A 23,051-nucleotide genomic window follows, 5' to 3' on the forward strand; every position below is an offset into this window, starting at 1 on the left:
TGTGGGAGAGTATGTCGTCGCCTTTCTTTTGAAAAACCCTATCCAAATCGGATAGGGTTTTTTGTTTTGTATTGATTTTTTGAGTTTTAATTCCAAAATCTTCTTCAGGAAATCTTTAAATACTTCCTGAATTCTAATCATAATGTATATATCACGATCATGCAGGGAAACCCTGCGGTTAAAACCGCAGGCAATATTTTTACAGTTAAGATCAGAGAATTCGAAATGGTATTGTGTGCTAATGCTCTAGAAAGATATACTTTCTTATTTTAAAACAAAGATTGATCGGACAGCCGACTCCAAGAGAAATTTTATAATTATTTAATTTATTCTTACAACTCTGTAAATCAGTGTGTTGGTATTTTTGTTTTACTAGATTTTTTTATTGTCAACGTCATTAATAAATTGAATTACGCCATTCATAAAGACTTTTTGATCGTCCCACATAGCTAAATGACTTCCGTTTGGGCAATATAAATAACGTCCTTTTTTGACTAATTTACTTTGTTCTTCCATTGCTTTTGGATCCATTGTGTCATATTTGGCACCAATCATCAGTGTTGGAATTGTAATTTCATGTAAACGATTTTTGATATTCCATTTTGCTAATCTTCCGCTAATACCAAATTCACTAGGACCTTGCATTAAGGTATAAATTTCTCCATTTACATGTTTGCTGGCACGATTTAGTCCGTCTGGCCATTCTTTTAATCGGCATAAGTGTTCTTTGTAAAAATTAGGAACTAATAACTCCATGTATCGCGGATTACTGAAATCTTTTTTGGCTTCTAAAGCTCTTATTTCTGCTAAAATTTCAGGTTTCATTTGCTTTGCTAAAACTTCATCAGCATATTTTCCATATTCTGGAGCACTTGCCATCATATTTGAAACTAATAACCCTTTCATATTTTGCTGATATTTTAAAGCATATTCCATAGCAAGGATTCCTCCCCAAGAATTTCCTAGTACATAGAAATTATCTTTATCTGCATTTATCGCTTTTCTAACTTGCTCTACCTCATCTACAAATCTATCAGTTGTCCATAAACTGCTGTCTTTTGGCTTATCGCTATAATAAGATCCCAATTGATCATATTCATAAAATTCAAAACCTTCACGTTGAAAAAATGTTTCAAAACATTCCATGTATTCGTGTGTCATTGCAGGGCCTCCATGTAATAATAGAATTTTTATTTTTGGATTACTTCCAAAACGTTTTGTCCAAACTTTGAATTCACCTACAGGAGTTTTTATAGGAATCATTTTTACACCAGCTGATTCTACATTACTTTGATCATAAGTAAAATAATTAGAAAGTACATCCGATTTAGTTTCATTTTTACAAGATGTTAGAAAAAGTAAGATCGATAAGGATAAGCAAATATAATATCGCATATATTTAAAATTTAATGGTTTATACTAATGTACAAATTATTCTTTAAGATGAATTAATAAAAAAAGCGTGTGGTATTTTACCTTTATTATACCTCTCTTTTCTCTATTGTAAAAATCATTATTTATAGTGATGTGTAGAATTAAGCCCCGTTATAGTTTTGCGTCTTGTTAAAGTGATAAAAAACATATAGCTGAAGAATGAAAAATAACATTACTATTTTCAAAAAACACAAGTATTTTCAAGTATATCTAATTCTTTTTTTGTTTACCGGTATTTTGTTTTCTTATGGACAAAATGGATGCCCGCAAGTGCCAAAATCAATTTTAGATGGTGCAAATGGGTTTACAATTTCAGGAAAAGCAGCTCAGGATGATTTAGGTTTTACAACTAAATCTGCTGGAGATATTAATGGGGATGGAATTCCAGATATCATGATTGGAGCTCCCGGAGCTGATTTTGGAGGAATAAATAATGTAGGTGAGATTTATGTGATTTTTGGTGGTTCTGGCTTTTCATTCGACACTTTTGATGTATCTACTTTAGACGGAACGAATGGTTTTGTAATTCGTGGCGTTGTTGCAGATGAAAAACTTGGTTTTGCATTGAGTACCGCAGGAGATTTGAATCAGGATGGAATTGATGATATTATTGTTGGAGATAACTTTAACGTTTCTGGCAATGGAACTGCTTTTGTTTTTTACGGTAAAAACACACCCTTTATCGGTTTATATAATCGAACTGATATTGATAACACTAAAGGGTTATTTATAACTCTGGATGCAGGTACAATTACAAGCGTAAGAGATGTAAGTTATGCAGGAGATGTTAATAAAGATAGCAATGATGACATAATTATTACTGGTAATATGAATGGCAGGGCATATTATTATGTTGTTTTTGGAGAATCTTCTATTGCTAGTTTAAATACTTCATCATTGTCGGGGGTAAATGGTTTTACGATTAAAGGATATACCGGACCTTTTTCTGTTCTTGATGTTGTAGGGAAGAATGCCGGAGATATCAATAATGATGGAATTGATGACTTGGTTTTAGGATGTCCTAATTGTAATAATGGGATAGATTCTAACTCGGGAAGAGTTAATGCTGTTTTTGGTAAAAATTTAGTTTTTCCGCCATTATTAGAATTAGAAACATTATCTGGTTCAGATGGTTTTTCCATTACCAACTCAGGGCAATATAATTTCATGGGAAAATCTGTTGCATCTGCAGGTGATTTTAACAGTGACGGTATTGATGATATTGTAATTGGAATTCCCGGGAAAACAGTTGATGGAAAAAATAGTACTGGTGAAGCGTATGTAGTTTTTGGCAGCAATACATTTTCCGCCGCTTTTACAATTGAAAGTATTACTCCAAGTACAGGTATAGTTTTTCAAGGAACAAAATTATACGGGCAATTCGGATCTCATGTTGATGGTGTGAGAGATATTAATCAGGATTCTAAGGCTGATATTGCTATATCTTCTAGAAAAGGAATTAGTAATAATGGAGCTGTTTATCTTGTGTTTGGGGGAAATACCGCAACAGGAATTGTAAAAGAAAACACTATTTTAAATAATATTGGATATCAAGTTTTTGACGATTATGTTGGTTATGCACAGAATACATTTGGAATTGACGTTGCAGGTATCGGAGATTTTAATAATGATGGAAAAAATGATTTTATCATTAGTTCAACCAGAAGTAATACTTTTTATAGTGATAAAGGCAATGCTTATATTTTTTATGGAGAAACACTAGATCGAATAGATGCAGTCAATCCAACTATTGAATGTCCGGTAGATCAAGAACTTTATGTCAATTCAACATTACCAAATTACGTTTCCTTATTGCCGAAATTAATTGATAATTGTACATATGCTAACAATTCTGATTTAATAGTTACCCAAAATCCACCTCAGGGAACATTGTTTACCGGAGATACAAACATTACTATTACAGTTACTGATCTATCAGGAAATAGTAGCTCATGTACTTTTTTGGTAAAATTAAAAAGCCCAGTTACACCTCCAACTTGTAAAACTTTTAATTACGAATTAAATGAATTAGACGGCTCTAATGGGTTTATAATTTATGGAGAAGCTGGAGCCGCAAGAACAGGGTTTAGTGTTGATAACGCAGGGGATGTCAACGGAGATGGATTAACAGATTTTATTTTAAGCTCAAGAGGAGATACCTACAATTTTTCAGGTACTTATAAAAATACAACAGATATTATAAAGGGACGTGCCTATGTAATTTTTGGTAAAACTTCAGGATTCCCGCCAGTTATTGATTTAAGATATTTAGATGGAAATAACGGATTTAAAATTCGGGATAATATTGACTTGACAACAGATGAGCAAACAGGTCATTCTGTAAGCAGCGCTGGAGATTTAAATGGTGATGGAATCGATGATATTATGATTGGAGCACCAACAAAAACAGGTAGCAGTTCGGTTACAGGAGCTGTTTATGTTGTCTTTGGAAAAACAGGAGGTTTTTCTCCTGAATTTTTATTGTCAGATTTAGACGGAAGCAACGGTTTTAAATTTCTTGGAACAAATTATTATGAAGCCTCAGGATTCAGTATTGATAACATTGGAGATTTTAATAACGATGGCTTTGATGATATAGCTATTGCAGGAACAGGAAATTTCGAAAAAATCTACATTCTATATGGTAAAAATGGAAGTTTTCCATCTCAAATTTTAGGAACAGATATAAATGGAACAAATGGTTTTGTCATTACAAGTAACCCGGCATCAGATAAAGTAGGAAGATCTGTAGCAGGTTTAGGAGATATAAATGGTGATGGAATTTCAGATATTGCTTTTTCAAGTTACGATGGAATTAAAAAATATGTAGTTTACGGACGTTCAGGTTTCCCCGCTTCATTTAATGTCGAAGATATAAATGGCAGTAATGGTATTATAGTAACTCATTCAACTCAATCATTAAAATATGGAGAGGTAAGCAAAGTAGGAGATTTGAATCATGATGGTTTTAATGATATTGCTTTTAGCAAAAATTATATTCTTTTTGGATCTTCAAGTCTCCCGGCTGCAATAGATTTAAATGATCTAAACGGAACTAATGGTTTTAAATTAACAAATAGTTCTGGTACAGATAAATTTGGAAGCATAGGTGATTTTAATAATGATGGAATTGACGATTATATTTTCTTTGATTCAAGTGTATCTGCTTATATTTTGTATGGAAAAACTACCTGGGCAAATCCAGTAGATCTTCTAACTATTACACCTAAAGATGGAATGAAAATTAACTTAGGCTACTTTTACAATAGTGCATTAAGTTTCGCAGGCGATATAAATCATGATGGTTACGATGACATAATTATAGGTGTAAGTTCATATTATTCAGATCCCTTTAAAATAAATATTGATCCTGGGAACGCTTACGTTATATATGGGAAACCAACAATACAAGATACAGAAGAACCAGTATTTACAAACTGCCCAACAAGTCAGACTTTAGCAATTGGAGATCCAATTCCAGATTACAAAACCAGTATTACTGTAACAGACAATTGTGATGACAATCCAGTTATTACACAAACTCCACTTCCCGGAACGATTTATACAGGAGGAACCCAAAGCGTAACTTTAAAAGCAACAGATGCCAGTACTAATTTTCAAACTTGTGGTTTTTCTATCTCAAGCGCAGGGGACACTCAGGCACCTAATTTAACATGTCCGGGAGATCAATTATTAGCATGCGGATCTTTAGTTCCTAATTATTTATCATTGTTAATAGTTACAGATGATACAGATACAGATATTGAAGTAACACAATTTCCAGGTGCCGGCTCGACATTTTTTGATGGAATGCAGATTAACTTTACAGCAAAAGACGATGCAGGACATGAAACTTCATGCAGTATAACGATCAATGCTTCAGGTCCGGATACACTTCCTCCAACATTTGACTGCCCGACTAATGTAACCTTAAACTGTGGTGATTTAATTCCGAATTATGCCATTGATCCAATGATGAATTTGGCGGATAATTGCAGTGAAAATGTACATTACGAAATCACACCCGCACCGGGAACACCTTTCTATGATGGAATCCCTATCAAAATAAAATATACTGATGAATCAGGAAATTCAGATGAATGTAATTTTGTTATACATGCTGCAACACCAGATTTGACGCCGCCAAGTATTATAACTTGTGCAGGAGATCAGATTCTGGCATGTGGTAATGTTCTTCCAGATTACAGAAGCTTGGTTTCGGCTACAGATAATTGTGCAGGAACAATCACTTACACACAAAACCCATCTGTGGGAAGTGTTTTTACAGACGGAATGAACATCACAATAACGGTAAAAGATGTTTCAAATAACGAATCCTATTGCAATTTTAAAGTCAACGCTTCCGCAGATATTACGAAGCCATTAATCACTTGTATTGGAGATCAAACACTTTCATGCGGCAGTACAATTCCAGATTATACCACATTAGTTTCAGTAACAGATAATTGCGATCCTTCGCCAGTACTTACACAAAATCCAGTTGCCGGAAGTGTTTTCACAGACGGAATGACAATCACAATTACTGCAAAAGATATTTCAAACAACGAATCCTATTGCAGTTTTAAAATTAACGCTTCCGCGGATAATACAAAACCTGTAATAACTTGTATAGGAGATCAAACCTTATCATGTGGAAGTACAATTCCAGATTATACAACATTAGTTTCAGTAACAGATAATTGCGATGCTTCGCCAGTAATCACACAAAATCCAATTGCAGGAAGTGCCTTTACAGACGGAATGACAATCACAATCACAGCTAAAGACGCTTCAACCAATGAATCCTATTGTAGTTTTAAAGTTAACGCTTCCGCAGATTTGATAAAACCAGTTATAACCTGCATTGGAGATCAAGCCCTATCATGCGGCAGTACAATTCCAGATTACACAACATTAGTTTCGGTTACAGATAATTGTGATATTTCGCTAGTACTTACACAAAATCCAATTGCAGGAAGTGTTTTCACAGATGGAATGACAATCACAATTACAGCAAAAGACGCCTCAACTAATGAATCATATTGCAGTTTTAAAGTTAATGCTTCCGCAGATGTTACAAAGCCAGTAATAACTTGCATTGGAGATCAAACATTATCATGCGGTGCTACAATTCCAAATTATACAGCATTAGTCTCAGCAACAGATAATTGTGATGCTTCGCCAGTACTTACACAAAATCCAATTGCGGGAAGTGTTTTCACAGATGGAATGACAATAACAATTACGGCAAAAGATATTTCAAATAACGAATCTTATTGCAGCTTTAAAGTTAACGCTTCCGCAGATGTCACGAAGCCTGTAATAACTTGCATTGGAGATCAAACATTATCATGTGGTGCTACAATTCCAAATTATACGACATTAGTTTCAGTAACAGATAATTGTGACGCTTCACCCGTACTTACGCAAAATCCAATTGCGGGAAGTGTTTTTACAGACGGAATGACAATCACAATCACAGCAAAAGACGCATCAAATAATGAATCATATTGTAGTTTTAAAATTAACGCTTCCGCAGATGTGACAAAGCCAGTAATTACTTGTATCGGAGATCAAACATTGTCATGTGGTAGTATAGTTCCAGATTATACACCTTTAGTTACAGCGACTGATAACTGTGATTCTTCGCCAATAATTACCCAAAATCCAGCTGCCGGAAGTGTTTTTACAGACGGAATGACAATTACATTCACTGCAAAAGATGCATCTAATAACGAATCCTATTGCAGTTTTAAAATAAATCTTTCTGCAGATATTACAAAACCAGTAATTACTTGTATTGCAGATCAAAATTTAGCTTCTGGAGCAACACTTCCAGATTATCGTTCGATAATTATAGCAACAGATAATTGCGATACTAATTTAACAATTACACAAACGCCAAATTTTGGAACAAACGTTACCGATGGAATGAACGTAACAATGTCAACAGCAGATATTAGCGGAAATAACACATCATGCTCATTTATAATTCATGTCATTCAGGATACAGAAGCGCCAACTTTTACCTGTCTTCCAGACCAAATGTTTGATTGTGGTATATCAGTAGTTCCGGATTTTACCAAAATGATTGCTGCAACAGACAATACAGATCCAAATCCGTTAGTTACGCAAACGCCAGCCGCCGGAAGTACATATTCTGATGGAATGACCATTACCATTAAAGTTTCAGACAAAAGTAACAATGAGAAAGAATGTTCTTTCCAATTATTCACATATCCAGTTTTAGTTGATGCCGGAGAAGATGTTGAAATTACTGAAGGACAGTTTGTAAAACTTTATGCCTTGGCTCTGGAAAACGGAACCTATTTATGGACACCATCAACAGGATTAAGCAGTGATAAAGTAGGGAATCCAATTGCAATGCCAAAAGAAACAACAACCTATAAAGTAGTTTTTAAAAATCAGCATGGCTGCGAAGCCGAAGACTCTGTTACAGTAACAGTCCTTCCGTTAGAAAAAGACGAAACAAAATACGGTTTTTCTCCAAATGGTGACGGTATAAACGATTTTTGGGAAATCGACGACATTACAAACTACCCAAACAATGAGGTTTTAATTTACAATCGTTGGGGCGACTTAGTTTTTCAAACCGAAAACTACAATAACGCAACCAATGTATTTAGCGGAATAGCAAACAAAAGCCGAAGTCTCGGTGCGAACCAATTGCCGGAAGGAACTTATTTCTTCGAAATCCGCGTCAACCAGCCTCATCACTTTAAAAAACTCAAGGGATATCTTGTTTTAAAACGTTAATTCATGAAAAGTAAAATAAATATAGTTCTGGCTTTATTCATCATAATCATTTTTTTAGATCGAGCTTACGGACAGCAAACACCAGTTTTTTCAAGCTATAATTACAATGCCGTTTTGATAAATCCCGCTCACGCCGGATATTATTCCGATATTGATATTGCAATGACCACAAACGGATATTTTAACTCTGTCGAAGGAAGCCCAAAAAGCATTGATTTTTCTGTAAATAAATTAACCTGGTCAGAAAAAATAGGATTAGCAGCCGGAATATCCCACGATCAAATTGGAGTAACTAATACAACCAATTTCTTCACATCGTACTCCTATAAAATCTATTATGATTCTGATTATAAATACGGAAAATGGTGGGCATACGATCCCAATGTAATTTCGTTTGGAGTTACGGCCGGAGCCATGATTTACGATGAAAACTTATCAGAATTAGGTTTAGAATACGATCCCGAATTTCAGGAAGACGTTCACAGTTTTGCACCCACTTTAGGAGTTGGGTTTTTATACAATCGAGATAAAATTTATTTCGGATTATCAGCGCCAAACTTGTTAAACGAAGCATTCAATTCAAAAAACAATACCAATTTAAAAAATGTGTATTACAGTTATTTGGGGTATAAATTCTTTACAAACCGTTTTGAAGAAGTACTCATAAACCCAAGTATTTTGCTAAAATATGTTGAAGGCGCACCTTTTCAGGCCGATTTTAATCTTTTGGTAAACTATAAAAACAAACTCGAGTTTGGAGGCGGTTATCGAACTTCAAATACCTTAAATCTTCTCGCAGGATTTCATCTTTCAGATAATCTCAGAGTCATCTGTACCTACAATAAATCCTTTGATAATGTCGTAATCCCAGATACTTTCGGACTCGTTTTAAATGTTCGATTAGGAAAAGGATTCGAATAAATTAATCAACCAAACCATTTTCAACCGCATATTTTACCAATCCCGCCGTATTTTTAGCATTCAGTTTTGATAATAAATTACGGCGGTGCGTATTAACCGTATTCAAGCTGATAAACGTTTTTTCGGCAATTTCAGCCGTATTATATTCATGCGCAATCAAAACTAAAATCTCCTTTTCTCGCGAACTCAGTTCCGTTAAATTCGAAACCTGTTTTTCAATTTTTGAACTATTCGAAAGATGTTTTTCTTCCAGTTCTTCAGCAAAATAATTCTCTCCCGAAGCAATCGTATTAATCGCTTTCAAAAGTTCAGACTTCTCAGCATTCTTCAGTAAATAACCATTTACCCCAATCCTAATTAATCTAGAAATCATCATCACGTTGCTGTGCGTACTTACAATCAGGATCTTTACATCTGGATGTTCCTTTTTCAAAATCTTACTCAATTCAATACCATCCATTTCCGGCATACTAACATCCAGAATAATAAAATCAACATTATCCTTTTTAATTATTTCCAATGCTTCAATCCCGTTTATTGCTGTATCAACAACGCAAATATTCGGTTCCTGTTCTAATAAAGACATAATTCCCTGAAGGAACATCGTATGATCATCGGCAATAAGTAAATTTATTTTATTCATCAAACCAATATATTAGTTACTTTTTTAATTCGTCAAGCTGATTTTTAAAATCAATACCCTTAATTTTATTTTTTGATCTTGGTTCTAAAACCGGAATTTCAATATTAACAATCGTCCCTCTTTTTAATTTAGAATCAATTACAAACGAACCCTTTAAGGTATCAATTCGCGTTTCTAAATTAATAAAACCAATTCCCTTAGAACTCTTATTCGTATCAAAACCAACACCATTATCCTCAAATAAAAGATTTAGAATATTCTCAAAATAATTCAGCTGAATTTCCACTTCAGAAGCCTTAGCATGTTTAATCGTATTCGTTAAAAGTTCCTGAATAATCTTAAAAGTTTCTATTTGAATATCTTCATCTAATTCGTTAATCTCTTTTTTAGGATACGGAATAAACGAAATTTTAATCTTACTTGCCTCGCCAATATTTTTGAAATAAGATTCTAAAACCTCTAAAAATTTATTTTGACTGAATTTCTTCGGAAGCAAAGTATGCGACAAACTTCGAACCTGCTGATACGTTTCATCCAGCTGCAGACTGATTTTCTGAACATTCGAAAAATTAGAAACATCTAAATGATTCACCTGAAGTTTTATCGCCGCCAGATTCCCGCCAATACTATCATGTAATTCCTGCGAAATACGCTGCCTTTCCTTATCCTGACCGCTTATCGAAGCCTTAATCAACTCTAATTCCTGATCTTTCAATATTCCGTCAATTTTTTGAGAACTTATTTCGGCCTGCTTAATATTCAATAAATGCTGAACTTTAAAACGTTTATAATATTGAAACAAAAGCCCAATAATAGGCAGTAATAAGACCAGAAAAGCAATTATGGTAAACAATCTTGTTTTTTTCTGCTGATTGATTTCCAAAGCTTTCAATTGCTGATCCTTCTTTAAAAGCGAAATTTCGTTTCGTTTTTTATTCGATGAATTCTGAAAAGACAAAATCGTATTCTCATTATTTTTATTAGAAATCTCCTCCTGAAGCAGCATATTTTTTATTGCCTCTTCCTGATTTGCCAGTGATAGTTTTTTAGTCTCATTTTCAAATTTCAAAACCTCAATTTCCTTTTGTTTTTGAGCCGTTTTGTATTTGATTTCTAACTCATTAATTTCCTTTATTTTCTGAAGTTTATTAATAGAATCCTTAATGTGAGTAGATTTTTCAAAAAAAGAATAAGCACTTTTATAATCTTCCTGTTGAATCGCAATTTTTCGCAATTCATCATAAATATAACTTTGATTTTGAAGCAGCCCAAAATGAACCGATTTTTGAAGCGCCTCAGAAAATATCAATTTAGCCTCATTGTATTTTTTCAATGCAATATAAGTGTCCCCAATACTGCTTCTCGCAGCAACAGCCAATTGATTTAGTTCATTTTTATCAGCAATAACAACCGCTTCCTGATACACTTTTAAAGCCTCATTATTTTTTTTCTGTAATTGATAATTAGCACCAAGCCCAATCAAAATGACTGCTTCTGCCTGATTGTTATTTGTTTTATCGCAAATCGCCTTTCCTTTTTTATAGAAATAATTCCCATTTTCATAATCCTTCATTTCAGAATAAATATCTCCAAGATTAATATAACTTCCCAGAATTATTTCTTCATCTTCCTTATATTCAAGACATTGTTTAAATAATGCAATCGCATTTTTATAATCGCCCAATTCACTGTAAGTCAATGCTAAACCATGCAAATGTGTATAATAAAGATTCTTTTCATTATACTTTTGAGAAGCCTCAATACCCTTTAAATGCCATTTTTTACTTTCATTCAGTAAACCTCTCGTTTTATAATTAATAGCAAGCAGATTATATCCCAAAGAAAAAAGCCTGTTTTTTAAAGAATCATTTACAACCGTATTAAATTTTAAAGCCTGATTGGTATAATAAATTGAAGAATCTATAATCGCCCTTTTATTGAAGTAATAACCTAAAAGTAAATCAGCACAAGCAGTAGAACGGTTGCCATATCCAGATTTTAATATAGAATGGGCTTTGTTGTAGGCTTTTTTTTCATCGCCATTATTATATAAAGCATAAAGCGATTTAATGATTTTATCCTCTTTTATTTCTGAAGGACTTTTGGAAACGAAAGACTTCTTTTTATTCTCAATCTGAGCCAGCAGATTAAAAGATAAAAAGAGAAAAATCAATAAATAAAGCCTTCCGGACCAGATTGCCATACGTTTTTGGTTTGTACCCTAAACCAGAATTAGAGTAATTTTTAAAGTCTTGTAAACTTGGGGTTTATAAAATCTGTTCCATTTTAGACAGACAGGTAAAAATAGCACAAAACAATTAAATACCAGTTTCTTAAAATAGTTTTTTTAACCAAAGTTGTGATATAATCTTTTTAGAAAAACAAACCCGAAAATAATTGTAAACCAATCGATTAACAAATAATAAAAAAACTAAAAGTTTCTTAAATAGATTTGAAGCCAAATTTTCTTGCAGTAAATTAGTAATACTATACTTAAATAAACGAATTATGAAAAATAGAATATTTTTAGCCATAGCATTGTTAATCCTAACAATCTCGGCCAGCGCACAAAAGAAAATAGAAGTTACAGAACTGCCAAAACCAGCGCAGGAATTTTTAAAGAAACATTTTAGCCATACCACAGTAGTAACCGCCAAAAAAGATGCAGAACACGGAGAAAAAGGTTTTGAAGTAATATTGAAAGACGGAACAGAAGTAGAATTCTGGAAAGACGGATCGTATCGTGAAGTAGATGGAGAAGGCAAACCAATTCCAACCGATTTTATTCCGGATAACATCAAAGCTTATGTGGCCAAAAATCATCCAAACGAAAAAATAACGCACATCGACTATGGACACAAAGATTTGGATGTTGATTTAACAAACAAAATTGATTTGGAATTTACCAAAGACGGTAAAATTCTAAAAGATAAAAAAGACAAATAAAGATCTTTTATTGTTTTATATTCCCGATTAAATCAGCCTGTGATTTAATCGGGAATTTTTATTTAACACCAATTTATAGTTAAGAACATCTTGAGCGAAAATAGTTTATATTTACATTTCTATTTTTTATTTCATGGAAGAGAATAAACATGTAACGATTTACGATATTGCCGAACGATTAAACCTGGCAACATCAACTATTTCACGCGCTTTAAAAGACCATCACACCATAAGTGATAAAACGATAAAGAAAGTGAAAAAAACCGCCGAAGAAATGGGCTTTGTTCCCAATACTTTAGCAGCGGGTTTGCGCGGAAATAAAACCAAAACCATTGGCGTTTTAATTCCAACCGTTACACAGCCATTTCTATCATCCTTAATCAGCGGAATCGAAATCACAGCCCAAAAATCGGATTATACCGTAATTATTATGCAGTCGCATGACTCTTACGAAGAAGAAGTAAATATGGCTAAATCACTGTACAGTAATCGTGTAAGCGGTGTAATTTGTTCGCTTGCAATGGAAACTAGAGACACGGCGCATTTCCATCAGTTTTCAAACAATAATATTCCGTTAGTATTTGTCGACAGGGTTCCCAAAGATTACAATACTTTTAGAGTCGTTATCGACAATTATACAGCAGGTTACAAAGCCACAAAACACCTTATAGAACAAGGCTGTATCCGAATTGCACATTTAACAGCCGGTTCAGAATTAGGAAATCTGTATAACGAAAGAAAAAGAGGTTATATAGAAGCCTTAAAAGATCATAATATTACTGTAGAAGAAGAATTGATAATCAATTTAAATTCAGTAACCTACGAAGATGGAGTAAAAGCCAGCAACGCCTTATTTGATTTAAAACCAATGCCCGACGGACTATTTGCTCCCGGAGATATTTTAGCCGTAAGTGCGGTGCAGACCGCTAAAAAAAGAGGCATAAAAGTGCCAGAAGAATTTAAAGTAATAGGTTTTAATAACGACCCAATTTCACAAATTATAGATCCTAATTTGTCTACAATTACGCATCCTGCCGAAAAAATGGGAAAAGCAGCAGCAGAAATTATTATCAAAAATTTGAAATCATCTAAAAATGATGATGCAAAAGAAATCACCTTCTTAAATACAGAAGTACTGGCAAGAGAATCTTCTCAAAAATAAAATTAACGCAATTCTAATTTATGACTTATCAATTCGTTTATAATTGAGTAAGTCATTGACTTTATATTCTTATTTTTTTAGAATACAATTATGAAAACAATTACACTTCCCGATGAAATGAATTTAGAAAAAACGCAGCTTGTACATGTTGTGGATTATAGAAGTTCTAAAGATGTTTCGAAACAACAGATTATTCTAAATCAGAATATAATTAGTTTCCTTATGGAAGGGACAAAAGAAGCTATTTTTGATAATGCAGCCTTGTCTATAGATCCTTCTAAGTTTTTAATAATGAGATCAGGTAATTGTTTAATGACCGAAAAAAAGGTTTCGGAAGACTCTAATTACAGAAGCATGCTGTTATTTTTCTCTAATGAAATGATTCATAATTTCATTAGGAAAATGGAATTTAACGAGTTCGAATTAATAGAACCAAAATCTGTTTATGCTTTTGATTATGATGAATTTATACAGCGATTTGTACACAGTTTAGCTGATATTTCTAAACTGTCAGGAGATATTAAATTCAAATTATTAGAAATTAAGTTTGAAGAAATCATGCTTTATCTAACCGGAAAATATGGAGTTCAATTTCTATATTCTTTAACTGTAAACAGCGATAATGCCACACAAAAATTTATTCAGATAATTGAAAACAGCCATTTGAGTAAATTAACATTGAAAGAACTGGCATTTTTGTGCAACATGAGCATTTCAACATTCAAAAGAGAATTTGAAAAACACTACGCCGAATCTCCAATAAAATGGTTTCAAAATAAAAGACTGGAATTTGCACATTATTTATTACAGCAAGAACAAAAAAATCCGTCAGAGATTTATTTTGAAGTTGGTTATGAGAATTTATCCAGCTTTACGCAGGCTTATAAATTAAAATACGGCGTAACGCCAAAACAAAATCAGAAAAACTGGACTTTTAGCAACAGTTTTTGATCCTTTCCCTAAAGTTTCTTTGGCATCGCCAAACCTAAATTTGCTTAAAATTTTAAAACGAAATAAAATGAAAAAGCTAAATTTAATTTTGGTGTTGTCTTTAATTTTTACAACAACAATTTTTGCCCAAAAAACATTTACCCTAACCAGTAAAGATTTAGGAGGAGAAACCACTAAAATTCAGGAATTCAATGGATTTGGCTGTTCAGGCGAAAATCAATCCCCAGAATTGTCATGGAAAAATGCTCCCGAAGGAACCAAAAGTTTTGCTGTCACGATGTACGATCCAGACGCACCAACAGGAAGCGGATTCTGGCATTGGGTAGTCGTTGATATTCCGGCAAACGTAAATGAATTGGTTACCAATGCCGGAACTAAAAATCTTGTTCCAAAAGGTGCGATTCAAAGTATTACAGATTACGGAATCAAAGGATTTGGAGGACCTTGTCCGCCGGTTGGTCACGGATTTCACCAATATATAATTACGGTTTATGCATTAAAAACAGATAAACTGGGAACTGATGAAAATACAAATCCAGCCGTAGTTGGTTTTAATCTTTGGAACCAAACTTTAGCAAAAGCAAGTATTGTAGCGTATTACAAACGCTAAAAATCAAATTTAGAATATCAGAATTTCGAGATTTCGAGTCTTAAATTCAACCCCTCTAAAGCAGGATAGTTTTTATAATTATCCTGCTTTTATTTGTTAAAGAAATATATTTTTCGAAAAAAAGAGAACTAAAATTTTTTTCTTAAACAACAATCTTATATTTTTACGCAACCGATTGCAATTGTTGTTTTGTTTAGAATAATACATTTTTTAAATTAAAATTTTATCAAATAGTAAGATTCAGATGCAAAACGTTGATGGTGTAAAAATGAAAGTTTTTAAGAATAAACTAATTAGTAAATGACTTCAGTAAAATTTGTATTCCTGTTTCTTTCCATTTCCTTTTCGGCATTTGCTCAAAAGGATTATAAACTATGGCTTCAATATGACAGAATAACAAATTCAACAATTGCTGCAGAATATAAAAACAATATTCAGGGAATTGTTTCTTTGGGAAATTCACAAACTTCTCAGATTTCCGTAAAAGAATTAGAAAACGGAATCGCCGGTATGTTGGGAAATAAACCGGAAATAAAATCAGAAATTAAAGGAGAAAACAATCTGATTATAGCTTCTCAAAATTCTTTAAATCCGGCTTTACAAAAAATCTTAAAAGAAGATTTCGACAAAATAAACAACGAAGGTTTTATCATTAAATCAATAAGCTTTAAAAATAAAAAACAGCTTATTATTTCAGGAAAAAATGATGTTACAGTTCTGTACGGCGTTTTTAATTTTTTAAGATTGATGCAGACCAATAAATCAATCCAAAACTTACAAATTACCGATTCACCAAAAACAAATATCAGAATCCTAAATCACTGGGATAATCTAGATAGAACCGTAGAACGAGGTTACGCTGGGTTTTCACTTTGGAACTGGCAGAAATTACCAGATTTTATTGATCAAAGATATATTGATTACGCCAGAGCGAATGCGTCAATTGGCATTAACGGAACAGTTTTAACCAATGTTAATGGAAATGCCTTAATACTGACTCCACAATATTTAGAAAAAGTTGAAGCTTTAGCGAATGTTTTTAGACCTTACGGAATAAAAGTCTATTTAACCGCAAGATTTTCAGCACCAATCGAAATAGGAAATCTAAAAACTGCCGATCCAAAAGATCCTGAAGTGATGAATTGGTGGAAAAATAAAGCCACTGAAATTTACAAACGAATTCCAGATTTTGGAGGATTTTTGGTAAAAGCTAATTCAGAAGGGCAACCCGGCCCTCAAAATTACGGAAGAGATCACGTAGACGGAGCTAATATGCTTGCCGATGCAGTTGCCCCGTTTGGAGGCGTAATTATGTGGAGAGCCTTTGTATATTCAGAACACGACGCAAATGATCGCGCGAAACAGGCTTATGCTGAGTTTCAGCCATACGACGGAAAATTCAAAGAAAATGTAATAGTTCAAGTAAAAAACGGCGCGATTGATTTTCAGCCTAGAGAACCGTTTCATCCGTTATTTGGAGCAATGCCCAAAACGCCTTTAATGATGGAATTTCAAATCACGCAGGAATATTTAGGATTTAGTACCCATTTGGTTTTTCTGCCAAAATTATTTCAGGAAGTTTTAGAATCAGATACCTATCAAAAAGGAAAAGGCTCAACCGTTGCCAAAGTTATTGACGGCACTTTATATCAAAATAAACTAACCGGAATTGCCGGCGTCGCTAATATCGGGAACGATTTAAACTGGACAGGACATCCTTTTGCGCAAGCCAATTGGTATGGTTTCGGAAGACTGGCATGGAATCCATATTTAGATTCGGAAACCATTGCCGATGAATGGTTAAGAAGCACATTTTCAAACGATGAAAATTTTATAAAACCAGTTGCAACTATGATGATCAATTCGCGTGAAGCAGTTGTTAATTATATGACAACGCTGGGTTTACATCATATTATGGATACGGGACATCATTACGGGCCAGGACCGTGGGTTTCTAATTTATCACGTCCAGAATGGAATCCGACTTATTATCATAAAGCAGATAAAAACGGAATTGGTTTCGACAGATCAAAGTCGGGAACCAATGCCACTTCGCAATATGCACCAGAATTAGAGAAACTTTTTGATAATCTAGAAACCTGCCCAGAAAAAGATTTATTATGGTTCCATCACGTTTCATGGGATTATAAACTCAAAAACGGACAAACGCTTTGGAACGGACTTTCACTTAAATATCAGGAAGGGGTAAATCAAGTAAAAGAAATGCAAAACGTTTGGAATCAAACAGAAAAATATGTTGACAACGAACGTTTCAACGAAGTAAAAATGCTATTAGAAATTCAACAGAAAGAAGCAAAATGGTGGCGCGATGCCTGTTTATTATATTTTCAGCAATTTTCAGGAAAAGAACTTCCTGCAGGAGTTGAAAAACCAACACAAAGTTTAGAGTATTTTAAATCATTAAAATTCCCATTTGCCCCAGGAAATGGATGATAAATTGAGTAAATGTAACGCGGATGACACAGATTCGCTATCGCGAAGACACGGAAAAAAACGGGTTCTTCCCAATAAAAAAGAACAAAAAAATCCGTGCAAATCAGCGTTTTCGCGATAGCGAATCCGTGTCATCCGCGTACCAAACCCCAAGCAGCAAGTACCAAAAATATATTAAAAAAATTATGAGTAAAAAAACAGCAATAGTAACCGGAGGAAACTCAGGTTTAGGATTTGCAACAGCAAAGAAATTATGTGACAACGGAATCACAACCTACATCATCGGAAGAACAAAAGACAAAACAGAAGAAGCCTGCAAAGAAATTGGCGAGAATGCCATTCCGGTAATATTCGATTTAAACGACCTGAAAGGAATTCCAGCTATGATTGAAAACATCGCTAAAAATGGGCCAATTGATATTTTGGTAAACAACGCCGGAATCAATATGAAAAAAGAGATTCCAGACGTAACCGATGAAGATTTTCTATCAATAATCCATACTAATGTTTTAAGCGTTTTTGCCGTGAGTAGAGAAGTCGTAAAAAACATGAAAGAAAACGGAGGAGGAAGCATTATCAACATAAGTTCGATGGCATCACAATACGGAATTCCAAAAGTAATTGCGTATTCATCAAGTAAAGGTGCAATCGAATCCATGACGCGCGCAATGGCGGTTGAATTGGCTCAGTTTGGTATTCGTGTAAACTGTATAGCACCAGGATTTATTAAAACCAAAATGTCGTCAACAGCTTTAGACAATGATCCGGAAAGAAAAAATAAAGTCTTGGGAAGAACCCCAATGGGCTTTTTAGGAGAACCTTCAGACATTGCAGATGCTGTTTATTATTTCGCTTTAAGTGAATCAAAATATACAACAGGAACCGTTTTACCAGTTGATGGCGGAAACAGTATTGGGTTTTAATTGTGAAAATGCCACAAAGACGCTAAATCACAAAGTTCTATTTTAAAAAACTTTGAAGAGAAAAACTTTGTGACTTAGAGCCTTCGTGGCACAAAAAATAGTCAGTATGATAAAAATGCAGCAAACTATGCGATGGTTCGGGCCAAACGACAAAGTAAGTTTGATCGATATTAAACAAGCTGGAGCAACAGGAATTGTAACCGCTTTGCACCAAATTCCGGTTGGCGATATCTGGACAATTGCTGATATAAAAGAAAGACAGGAAATCATTAGAAATTACGGACTGGAATGGACTGTGGTAGAAAGTCTTCCAGTTCATGAAGAAATCAAAAGAGCATCGGGAAATTATCTGCAATACATCAAAAATTACAAAATCAGTTTGCGAAATCTGGCAGAATGCGGAATCAAAATTATCACCTACAATTTCATGCCAATTCTGGATTGGGTGCGCACAAATCATAATTTTATCAACGAAGACGGAAGCAAAGCTTTGTTGTACAATCAGGATGCGTTTACCTATTTTGATGTTTTTCTTTTAAAAAGACCAAACGCCGAAAATGATTATACGGAAATTCAAAAACAAAACGCATTGCAGTTTGGAAACAAACTTTCGGAACCAGAAAAAGCATTATTGTTTAAAAATGTTCTATTAGGATTGCCGGGAAGTACAATCAACTTTACGGCAGAACAGATTTTGTCTTTATTAGATAATTATGCCAATATCGATAATGAAAAACTAAGAGAAAACTTGATTTATTTTTTATCAGAAATCGCTCCGATTGCAGAAGAAACGGGTTCAAAACTAGCCATTCATCCAGACGATCCGCCGTTTTCGGTTTTAGGACTTCCGAGAATTGTTTCGTCAGAAGCTGATTTAAAAGCCATTTTCAATGCCGTTCCATCAACAGCAAACGGATTGTGCTATTGTACAGGTTCATTAAGCGCCGACCCGAAAAATAATCTGGAAAAAATTATAGACAATTTTGGAGATCGAATACACTTTTTACATCTTCGAAATACCATCCGCGAAAGCGAAACAATTTTCAGAGAATCAGAACATTTAAATGGTGATGTCAAAATGGAAGTTATCGTAGAAAAATTATTATTGTTAATGAATAAAACAAAAATAAGCCTGCCTATGCGCCCTGATCATGGATTTTTACATTTGGTTGATGAAACGAAAGAAACGTATCCGGGATATTCTTTGATAGGAAGATTAAAAGGTCTAGCCGAATTGCGAGGTTTAGAAATGGGAATTGCTTATAAATTGAATTTGTAAAACGTTTCGTTTGTCATTCCGAGGACGAGGAATCGCACTAGAAACTCTACAAAGATTGGATTTTCATTGCGGAGCTACTTACGAAGATTTCTCCTTCGTCGAAATGACAAGATTATGGATAATCATTGCGAATTTAGACCTGACAGGTTTTTAAAACCTGTCAGGTCTCGGTTGAGTAAAACTATGTTTGTTAATGTAAATGAAATGTCTTTGTAGATAAAGAAATACTATGATTCTATGTGTTTAAATTTTAAGTTGCTATATAAGTTTTTACTGCTTTTCCTCATCGGATTAAGCATAAAATCGTATGCCATAAATCCAAATAAATATGTAGTAAATCAGGCTTCCGCCGAAAACTTTCCTTTGGTTTCAAAAGGAAAAATAGCTTCCATTTTAGTCAGCAAGAATGATTTTTCAGGCGTTTTAAAAGTTGTGGGACATTTAGAAAATGACATTTTTCAGGTTTCGGATTTGCATCCAAAAAGAATCAATAAAATTTCAGAAGCAGAAGATTTTGTGGTCATTATAGGAACACTTGGAAAAAGTGAAATTATAGATCAATTAGTCAAGAAGGGAAAAATTAATGCAAACGATCTTCGAGGAAAATGGGAAAAATTCACCACACAAATTGTCGAAAATCCGTTTAAAGGAATCAAAAAAGCATTGGTAATTGCAGGTTCAGATAAAAGAGGAACGATTTACGGAATCTATGATTTATCCAGTCAAATTGGCGTTTCGCCCTGGTATTTTTGGGCTGATGTTCCGGTGAAAAAACAATCAGAATTACATGTTTTACCCGGAATTCATTCGCAGGGAGAACCAAAAGTAAAATACAGGGGAATTTTTATAAACGACGAAGCTCCGGCTTTATCTGGCTGGGCATTTGAGAAATTTGGAGGATTCAATTCGAAATTCTACGATAAAGTTTTTGAATTGATTCTGCGAATGAAAGGCAATTATTTATGGCCAGCCATGTGGGGCAGAATGTTTTATGTCGAAGATTCGCAGAATGCTGTTTTGGCAAACGAATACGGAATTGTAATGGGAACTTCGCATCATGAACCGTTAACAAGAGCGCATGCAGAATGGGGAAAATCAAACGGAAAATGGGAATTTAATACCAATTCAGAAGCTTTGATTAAGTTTTGGAAAGACGGAATTAAAAGAATGGGAAACAACGAAACCATTGTGACTGTTGGAATGCGCGGCGACGGCGATGAACCTATGACCGAAGGAACTGCAATTGGTTTATTAGAAAATATCGTAAAAACGCAAAGAAATATCATTGCAGAAGTTACGAAAAAACCAGCTGAAGAAACACCTCAAATGTGGGCGCTTTACAAAGAAGTTCAGGATTATTACGACAAAGGAATGACGGTTCCTGATGATATTACGCTTTTGTTGTGTGATGACAATTGGGGAAATATCCGCAAATTACCTGAACTCGATTCAAAACCAAGAAAAGGCGGTTACGGAATTTACTATCACTACGATTACGTAGGCGGACCAAGAAATTACAAATGGATTAACACAAACCAAATTGAACGAGTTTGGGAACAAATGGATTTAGCGTATCAATACGGCGTTGATAAAATCTGGATTGTAAATGTTGGAGACATTAAACCAATGGAATTTCCAATAGAATTTTTCTTAGATATGGCGTGGAATCCTGAAAAGTTTAATGCCGAAAATTTAGAGCAATATTATGTGAATTGGGCAAAAGAAAATTTTGGAGATCTAAACACAGCTGATATTGCTGAAATTTTAAAATTATACACCAAATACAATTCCCGTAGAAAACCCGAATTATTGGATTCAAAAACGTACAGCGTTATCAATTATAATGAAGCAAATCGAGTTGTTGCAGAATATCAAAAATTGGTTCAAAAAGCCAATTCAATAAACGAAAAATTGAAGTCGGAATATAAAGATGCTTTTTATCAATTGGTTTTATTTCCAGTTTTGGCAAGTTCTAATTTAAACGAATTGTATGTTGCTGCGGCTAAAAATCAATTATACGCAAGTCAGGGCAGAGCTTCTGCCAATTTATATGCTGAAAAAGTAAAAGAATTGTTTGAAAAAGACAGTCAGCTCACGAATTATTATCATACCAAATTAGCCAACGGAAAATGGAATCATATGATGTCGCAAACACATATTGGTTATGATAATTGGCAGCAGCCGGATAAAAATGTAATTCCGAAAACAAAAACAATCGAGCTTCCAATAAAAGAGCAGGCAAAGATTGCTGCTGAGAATTTTCCAAAGACTGAAACATCCATTATTACAAATAGAAATTTAGACCATGTTCGGGGTTTTGTTGAGGACAACGGTTACATTTCAATAGAAAGTAAAAATTATTCAAAAGCCATAAATTCGGATGCAGTAAAATGGACAATAATTCCAAATCTTGGAAGAACAGAATCTGGCGTTACTTTAAAACCTTCGAATATAAAACCTATTCAAATCTCAGAGCAATCTCCAAGATTAGAATATGATGTTCATTTTTTCAGCAAAGGAAATGTAAAAGTTCACGCTTATTTTTCGCCAACAATTAATTTTACAATTCGTGACGGCTTGAAATATGGAATTGCCTTTGATTATGAAAAGCCTCAAATAATCAATTTCAATTCAAATGATTCAGAGAAAAACTGGGCTGAATGTGTTGCAAATAATATTAAAATAATAACCTCGACGCATCAAATCGAAAATTCAGGAAATCATGTTTTGAAAATTTATGCCGTCGATCCGGCTTTAGTGCTTCAGAAAATTGTAATTGAGACTGAAGAAGGAAAAGTTCTGGAATCGTATTTAGGGCCGCCTGAGAGTTTTAGGAAGGAATGATGTTTTTAAAATACTACGTTCTGTTTGTCATTCCGAGGAACGAGGAATCGCACTAGAAACTCCGCACAGAATGTCGCCAATCTTTGTCGAATCCCGAGTGCGATTTC

At 34.0% G+C, this 23,051-nt stretch carries 13 protein-coding genes; 10 read left to right on the forward strand and 3 right to left on the reverse strand.

Translation table 11 applies throughout. The annotated features are described in order from the left end of the window. Positions 1–372 precede the first annotated feature (372 nt). The gene (locus B3C18_RS22110) at positions 373–1,395 is read right to left on the reverse strand and encodes a proline-specific peptidase family protein (RefSeq protein ID WP_291151945.1); all 1,023 of its coding nucleotides are present in this window, start codon (positions 1,393–1,395) and stop codon (positions 373–375) included. 198 nt (positions 1,396–1,593) lie between these two features. Here B3C18_RS22110 and B3C18_RS22115 point away from each other — a divergent pair, with 198 nt between their 5' ends. Both B3C18_RS22115 and B3C18_RS22120 read left to right on the forward strand, forming a co-directional pair. Continuing rightward, complete coding sequence (locus tag B3C18_RS22115) at positions 1,594–8,211, forward strand: HYR domain-containing protein (RefSeq protein ID WP_291151948.1); 6,618 nt, start codon at positions 1,594–1,596, stop codon at positions 8,209–8,211. 3 nt (positions 8,212–8,214) lie between these two features. Continuing rightward, complete coding sequence (locus tag B3C18_RS22120) at positions 8,215–9,132, forward strand: PorP/SprF family type IX secretion system membrane protein (protein WP_291151950.1); 918 nt, start codon at positions 8,215–8,217, stop codon at positions 9,130–9,132. 1 nt (position 9,133) lies between these two features. On the opposite strand, the gene B3C18_RS22125 is transcribed toward B3C18_RS22120, so the two are convergent. Together B3C18_RS22125 and B3C18_RS22130 are read right to left on the reverse strand one after the other, a co-directional pair. Further along, entirely contained in the window at positions 9,134–9,775 is a 642-nt protein-coding gene (locus B3C18_RS22125; RefSeq protein ID WP_291151952.1) for a response regulator, read from the reverse strand. Between the two features lie 16 nt (positions 9,776–9,791). Continuing rightward, positions 9,792–11,978, reverse strand: coding sequence for a tetratricopeptide repeat-containing sensor histidine kinase (locus B3C18_RS22130; protein ID WP_291151955.1), 2,187 nt, complete (start codon positions 11,976–11,978; stop codon positions 9,792–9,794). 305 nt (positions 11,979–12,283) lie between these two features. Between B3C18_RS22130 and B3C18_RS22135 the strand changes: the two genes are divergently transcribed. The 8 genes from B3C18_RS22135 to B3C18_RS22170 all read left to right on the forward strand — a co-directional run bounded on the left by B3C18_RS22135 (position 12,284) and on the right by B3C18_RS22170 (position 22,944). Beyond that, entirely contained in the window at positions 12,284–12,721 is a 438-nt protein-coding gene (locus B3C18_RS22135) for a PepSY-like domain-containing protein (RefSeq protein WP_291151958.1), read from the forward strand. 133 nt (positions 12,722–12,854) lie between these two features. Next, positions 12,855–13,883 carry a LacI family DNA-binding transcriptional regulator gene (locus B3C18_RS22140; RefSeq protein ID WP_291151960.1) on the forward strand — a complete coding sequence of 343 codons (1,029 nt, stop codon included), beginning with the start codon at positions 12,855–12,857 and terminating at the stop codon, positions 13,881–13,883. Positions 13,884–13,973: 90 nt separating this feature from the next. Then, positions 13,974–14,834, forward strand: coding sequence for a helix-turn-helix domain-containing protein (locus tag B3C18_RS22145; protein WP_291151962.1), 861 nt, complete (start codon positions 13,974–13,976; stop codon positions 14,832–14,834). A 67-nt stretch (positions 14,835–14,901) separates the two neighbouring features. Then, complete coding sequence (locus tag B3C18_RS22150; RefSeq protein ID WP_291151965.1) at positions 14,902–15,444, forward strand: YbhB/YbcL family Raf kinase inhibitor-like protein; 543 nt, start codon at positions 14,902–14,904, stop codon at positions 15,442–15,444. A gap of 300 nt (positions 15,445–15,744) precedes the next feature. After that, positions 15,745–17,898, forward strand: coding sequence for an alpha-glucuronidase family glycosyl hydrolase (locus B3C18_RS22155; protein ID WP_291151967.1), 2,154 nt, complete (start codon positions 15,745–15,747; stop codon positions 17,896–17,898). 185 nt (positions 17,899–18,083) lie between these two features. Then, the gene (locus tag B3C18_RS22160) at positions 18,084–18,821 is read left to right on the forward strand and encodes an SDR family NAD(P)-dependent oxidoreductase (RefSeq protein ID WP_291151970.1); all 738 of its coding nucleotides are present in this window, start codon (positions 18,084–18,086) and stop codon (positions 18,819–18,821) included. Positions 18,822–18,936: 115 nt separating this feature from the next. Then, positions 18,937–20,100, forward strand: coding sequence for a mannonate dehydratase (uxuA, locus tag B3C18_RS22165; RefSeq protein WP_291152321.1), 1,164 nt, complete (start codon positions 18,937–18,939; stop codon positions 20,098–20,100). Positions 20,101–20,355: 255 nt separating this feature from the next. Beyond that, a complete protein-coding gene (locus B3C18_RS22170) occupies positions 20,356–22,944 on the forward strand; it encodes a glycosyl hydrolase 115 family protein (RefSeq protein WP_291151973.1) in 2,589 nt (862 codons plus the stop codon). Positions 22,945–23,051: the final 107 nt, after the last annotated feature.

Origin of the sequence: Flavobacterium sp. UBA7680, from assembly GCF_002482975.1 — a bacterium.
Classification (GTDB): Bacteria; Bacteroidota; Bacteroidia; order Flavobacteriales; family Flavobacteriaceae; genus Flavobacterium.

Coding starts and splice junctions, on each gene's coding strand:
- B3C18_RS22110 (WP_291151945.1), bottom strand. CDS start 1,395: ATGCGATATTATATTTGCTTATCCTTATCGATCTTACTTTTTCTAACA.
- B3C18_RS22115 (WP_291151948.1), top strand. CDS start 1,594: ATGAAAAATAACATTACTATTTTCAAAAAACACAAGTATTTTCAAGTA.
- B3C18_RS22120 (WP_291151950.1), top strand. CDS start 8,215: ATGAAAAGTAAAATAAATATAGTTCTGGCTTTATTCATCATAATCATT.
- B3C18_RS22125 (WP_291151952.1), bottom strand. CDS start 9,775: ATGAATAAAATAAATTTACTTATTGCCGATGATCATACGATGTTCCTT.
- B3C18_RS22130 (WP_291151955.1), bottom strand. CDS start 11,978: ATGGCAATCTGGTCCGGAAGGCTTTATTTATTGATTTTTCTCTTTTTA.
- B3C18_RS22135 (WP_291151958.1), top strand. CDS start 12,284: ATGAAAAATAGAATATTTTTAGCCATAGCATTGTTAATCCTAACAATC.
- B3C18_RS22140 (WP_291151960.1), top strand. CDS start 12,855: ATGGAAGAGAATAAACATGTAACGATTTACGATATTGCCGAACGATTA.
- B3C18_RS22145 (WP_291151962.1), top strand. CDS start 13,974: ATGAAAACAATTACACTTCCCGATGAAATGAATTTAGAAAAAACGCAG.
- B3C18_RS22150 (WP_291151965.1), top strand. CDS start 14,902: ATGAAAAAGCTAAATTTAATTTTGGTGTTGTCTTTAATTTTTACAACA.
- B3C18_RS22155 (WP_291151967.1), top strand. CDS start 15,745: ATGACTTCAGTAAAATTTGTATTCCTGTTTCTTTCCATTTCCTTTTCG.
- B3C18_RS22160 (WP_291151970.1), top strand. CDS start 18,084: ATGAGTAAAAAAACAGCAATAGTAACCGGAGGAAACTCAGGTTTAGGA.
- uxuA (WP_291152321.1), top strand. CDS start 18,937: ATGCAGCAAACTATGCGATGGTTCGGGCCAAACGACAAAGTAAGTTTG.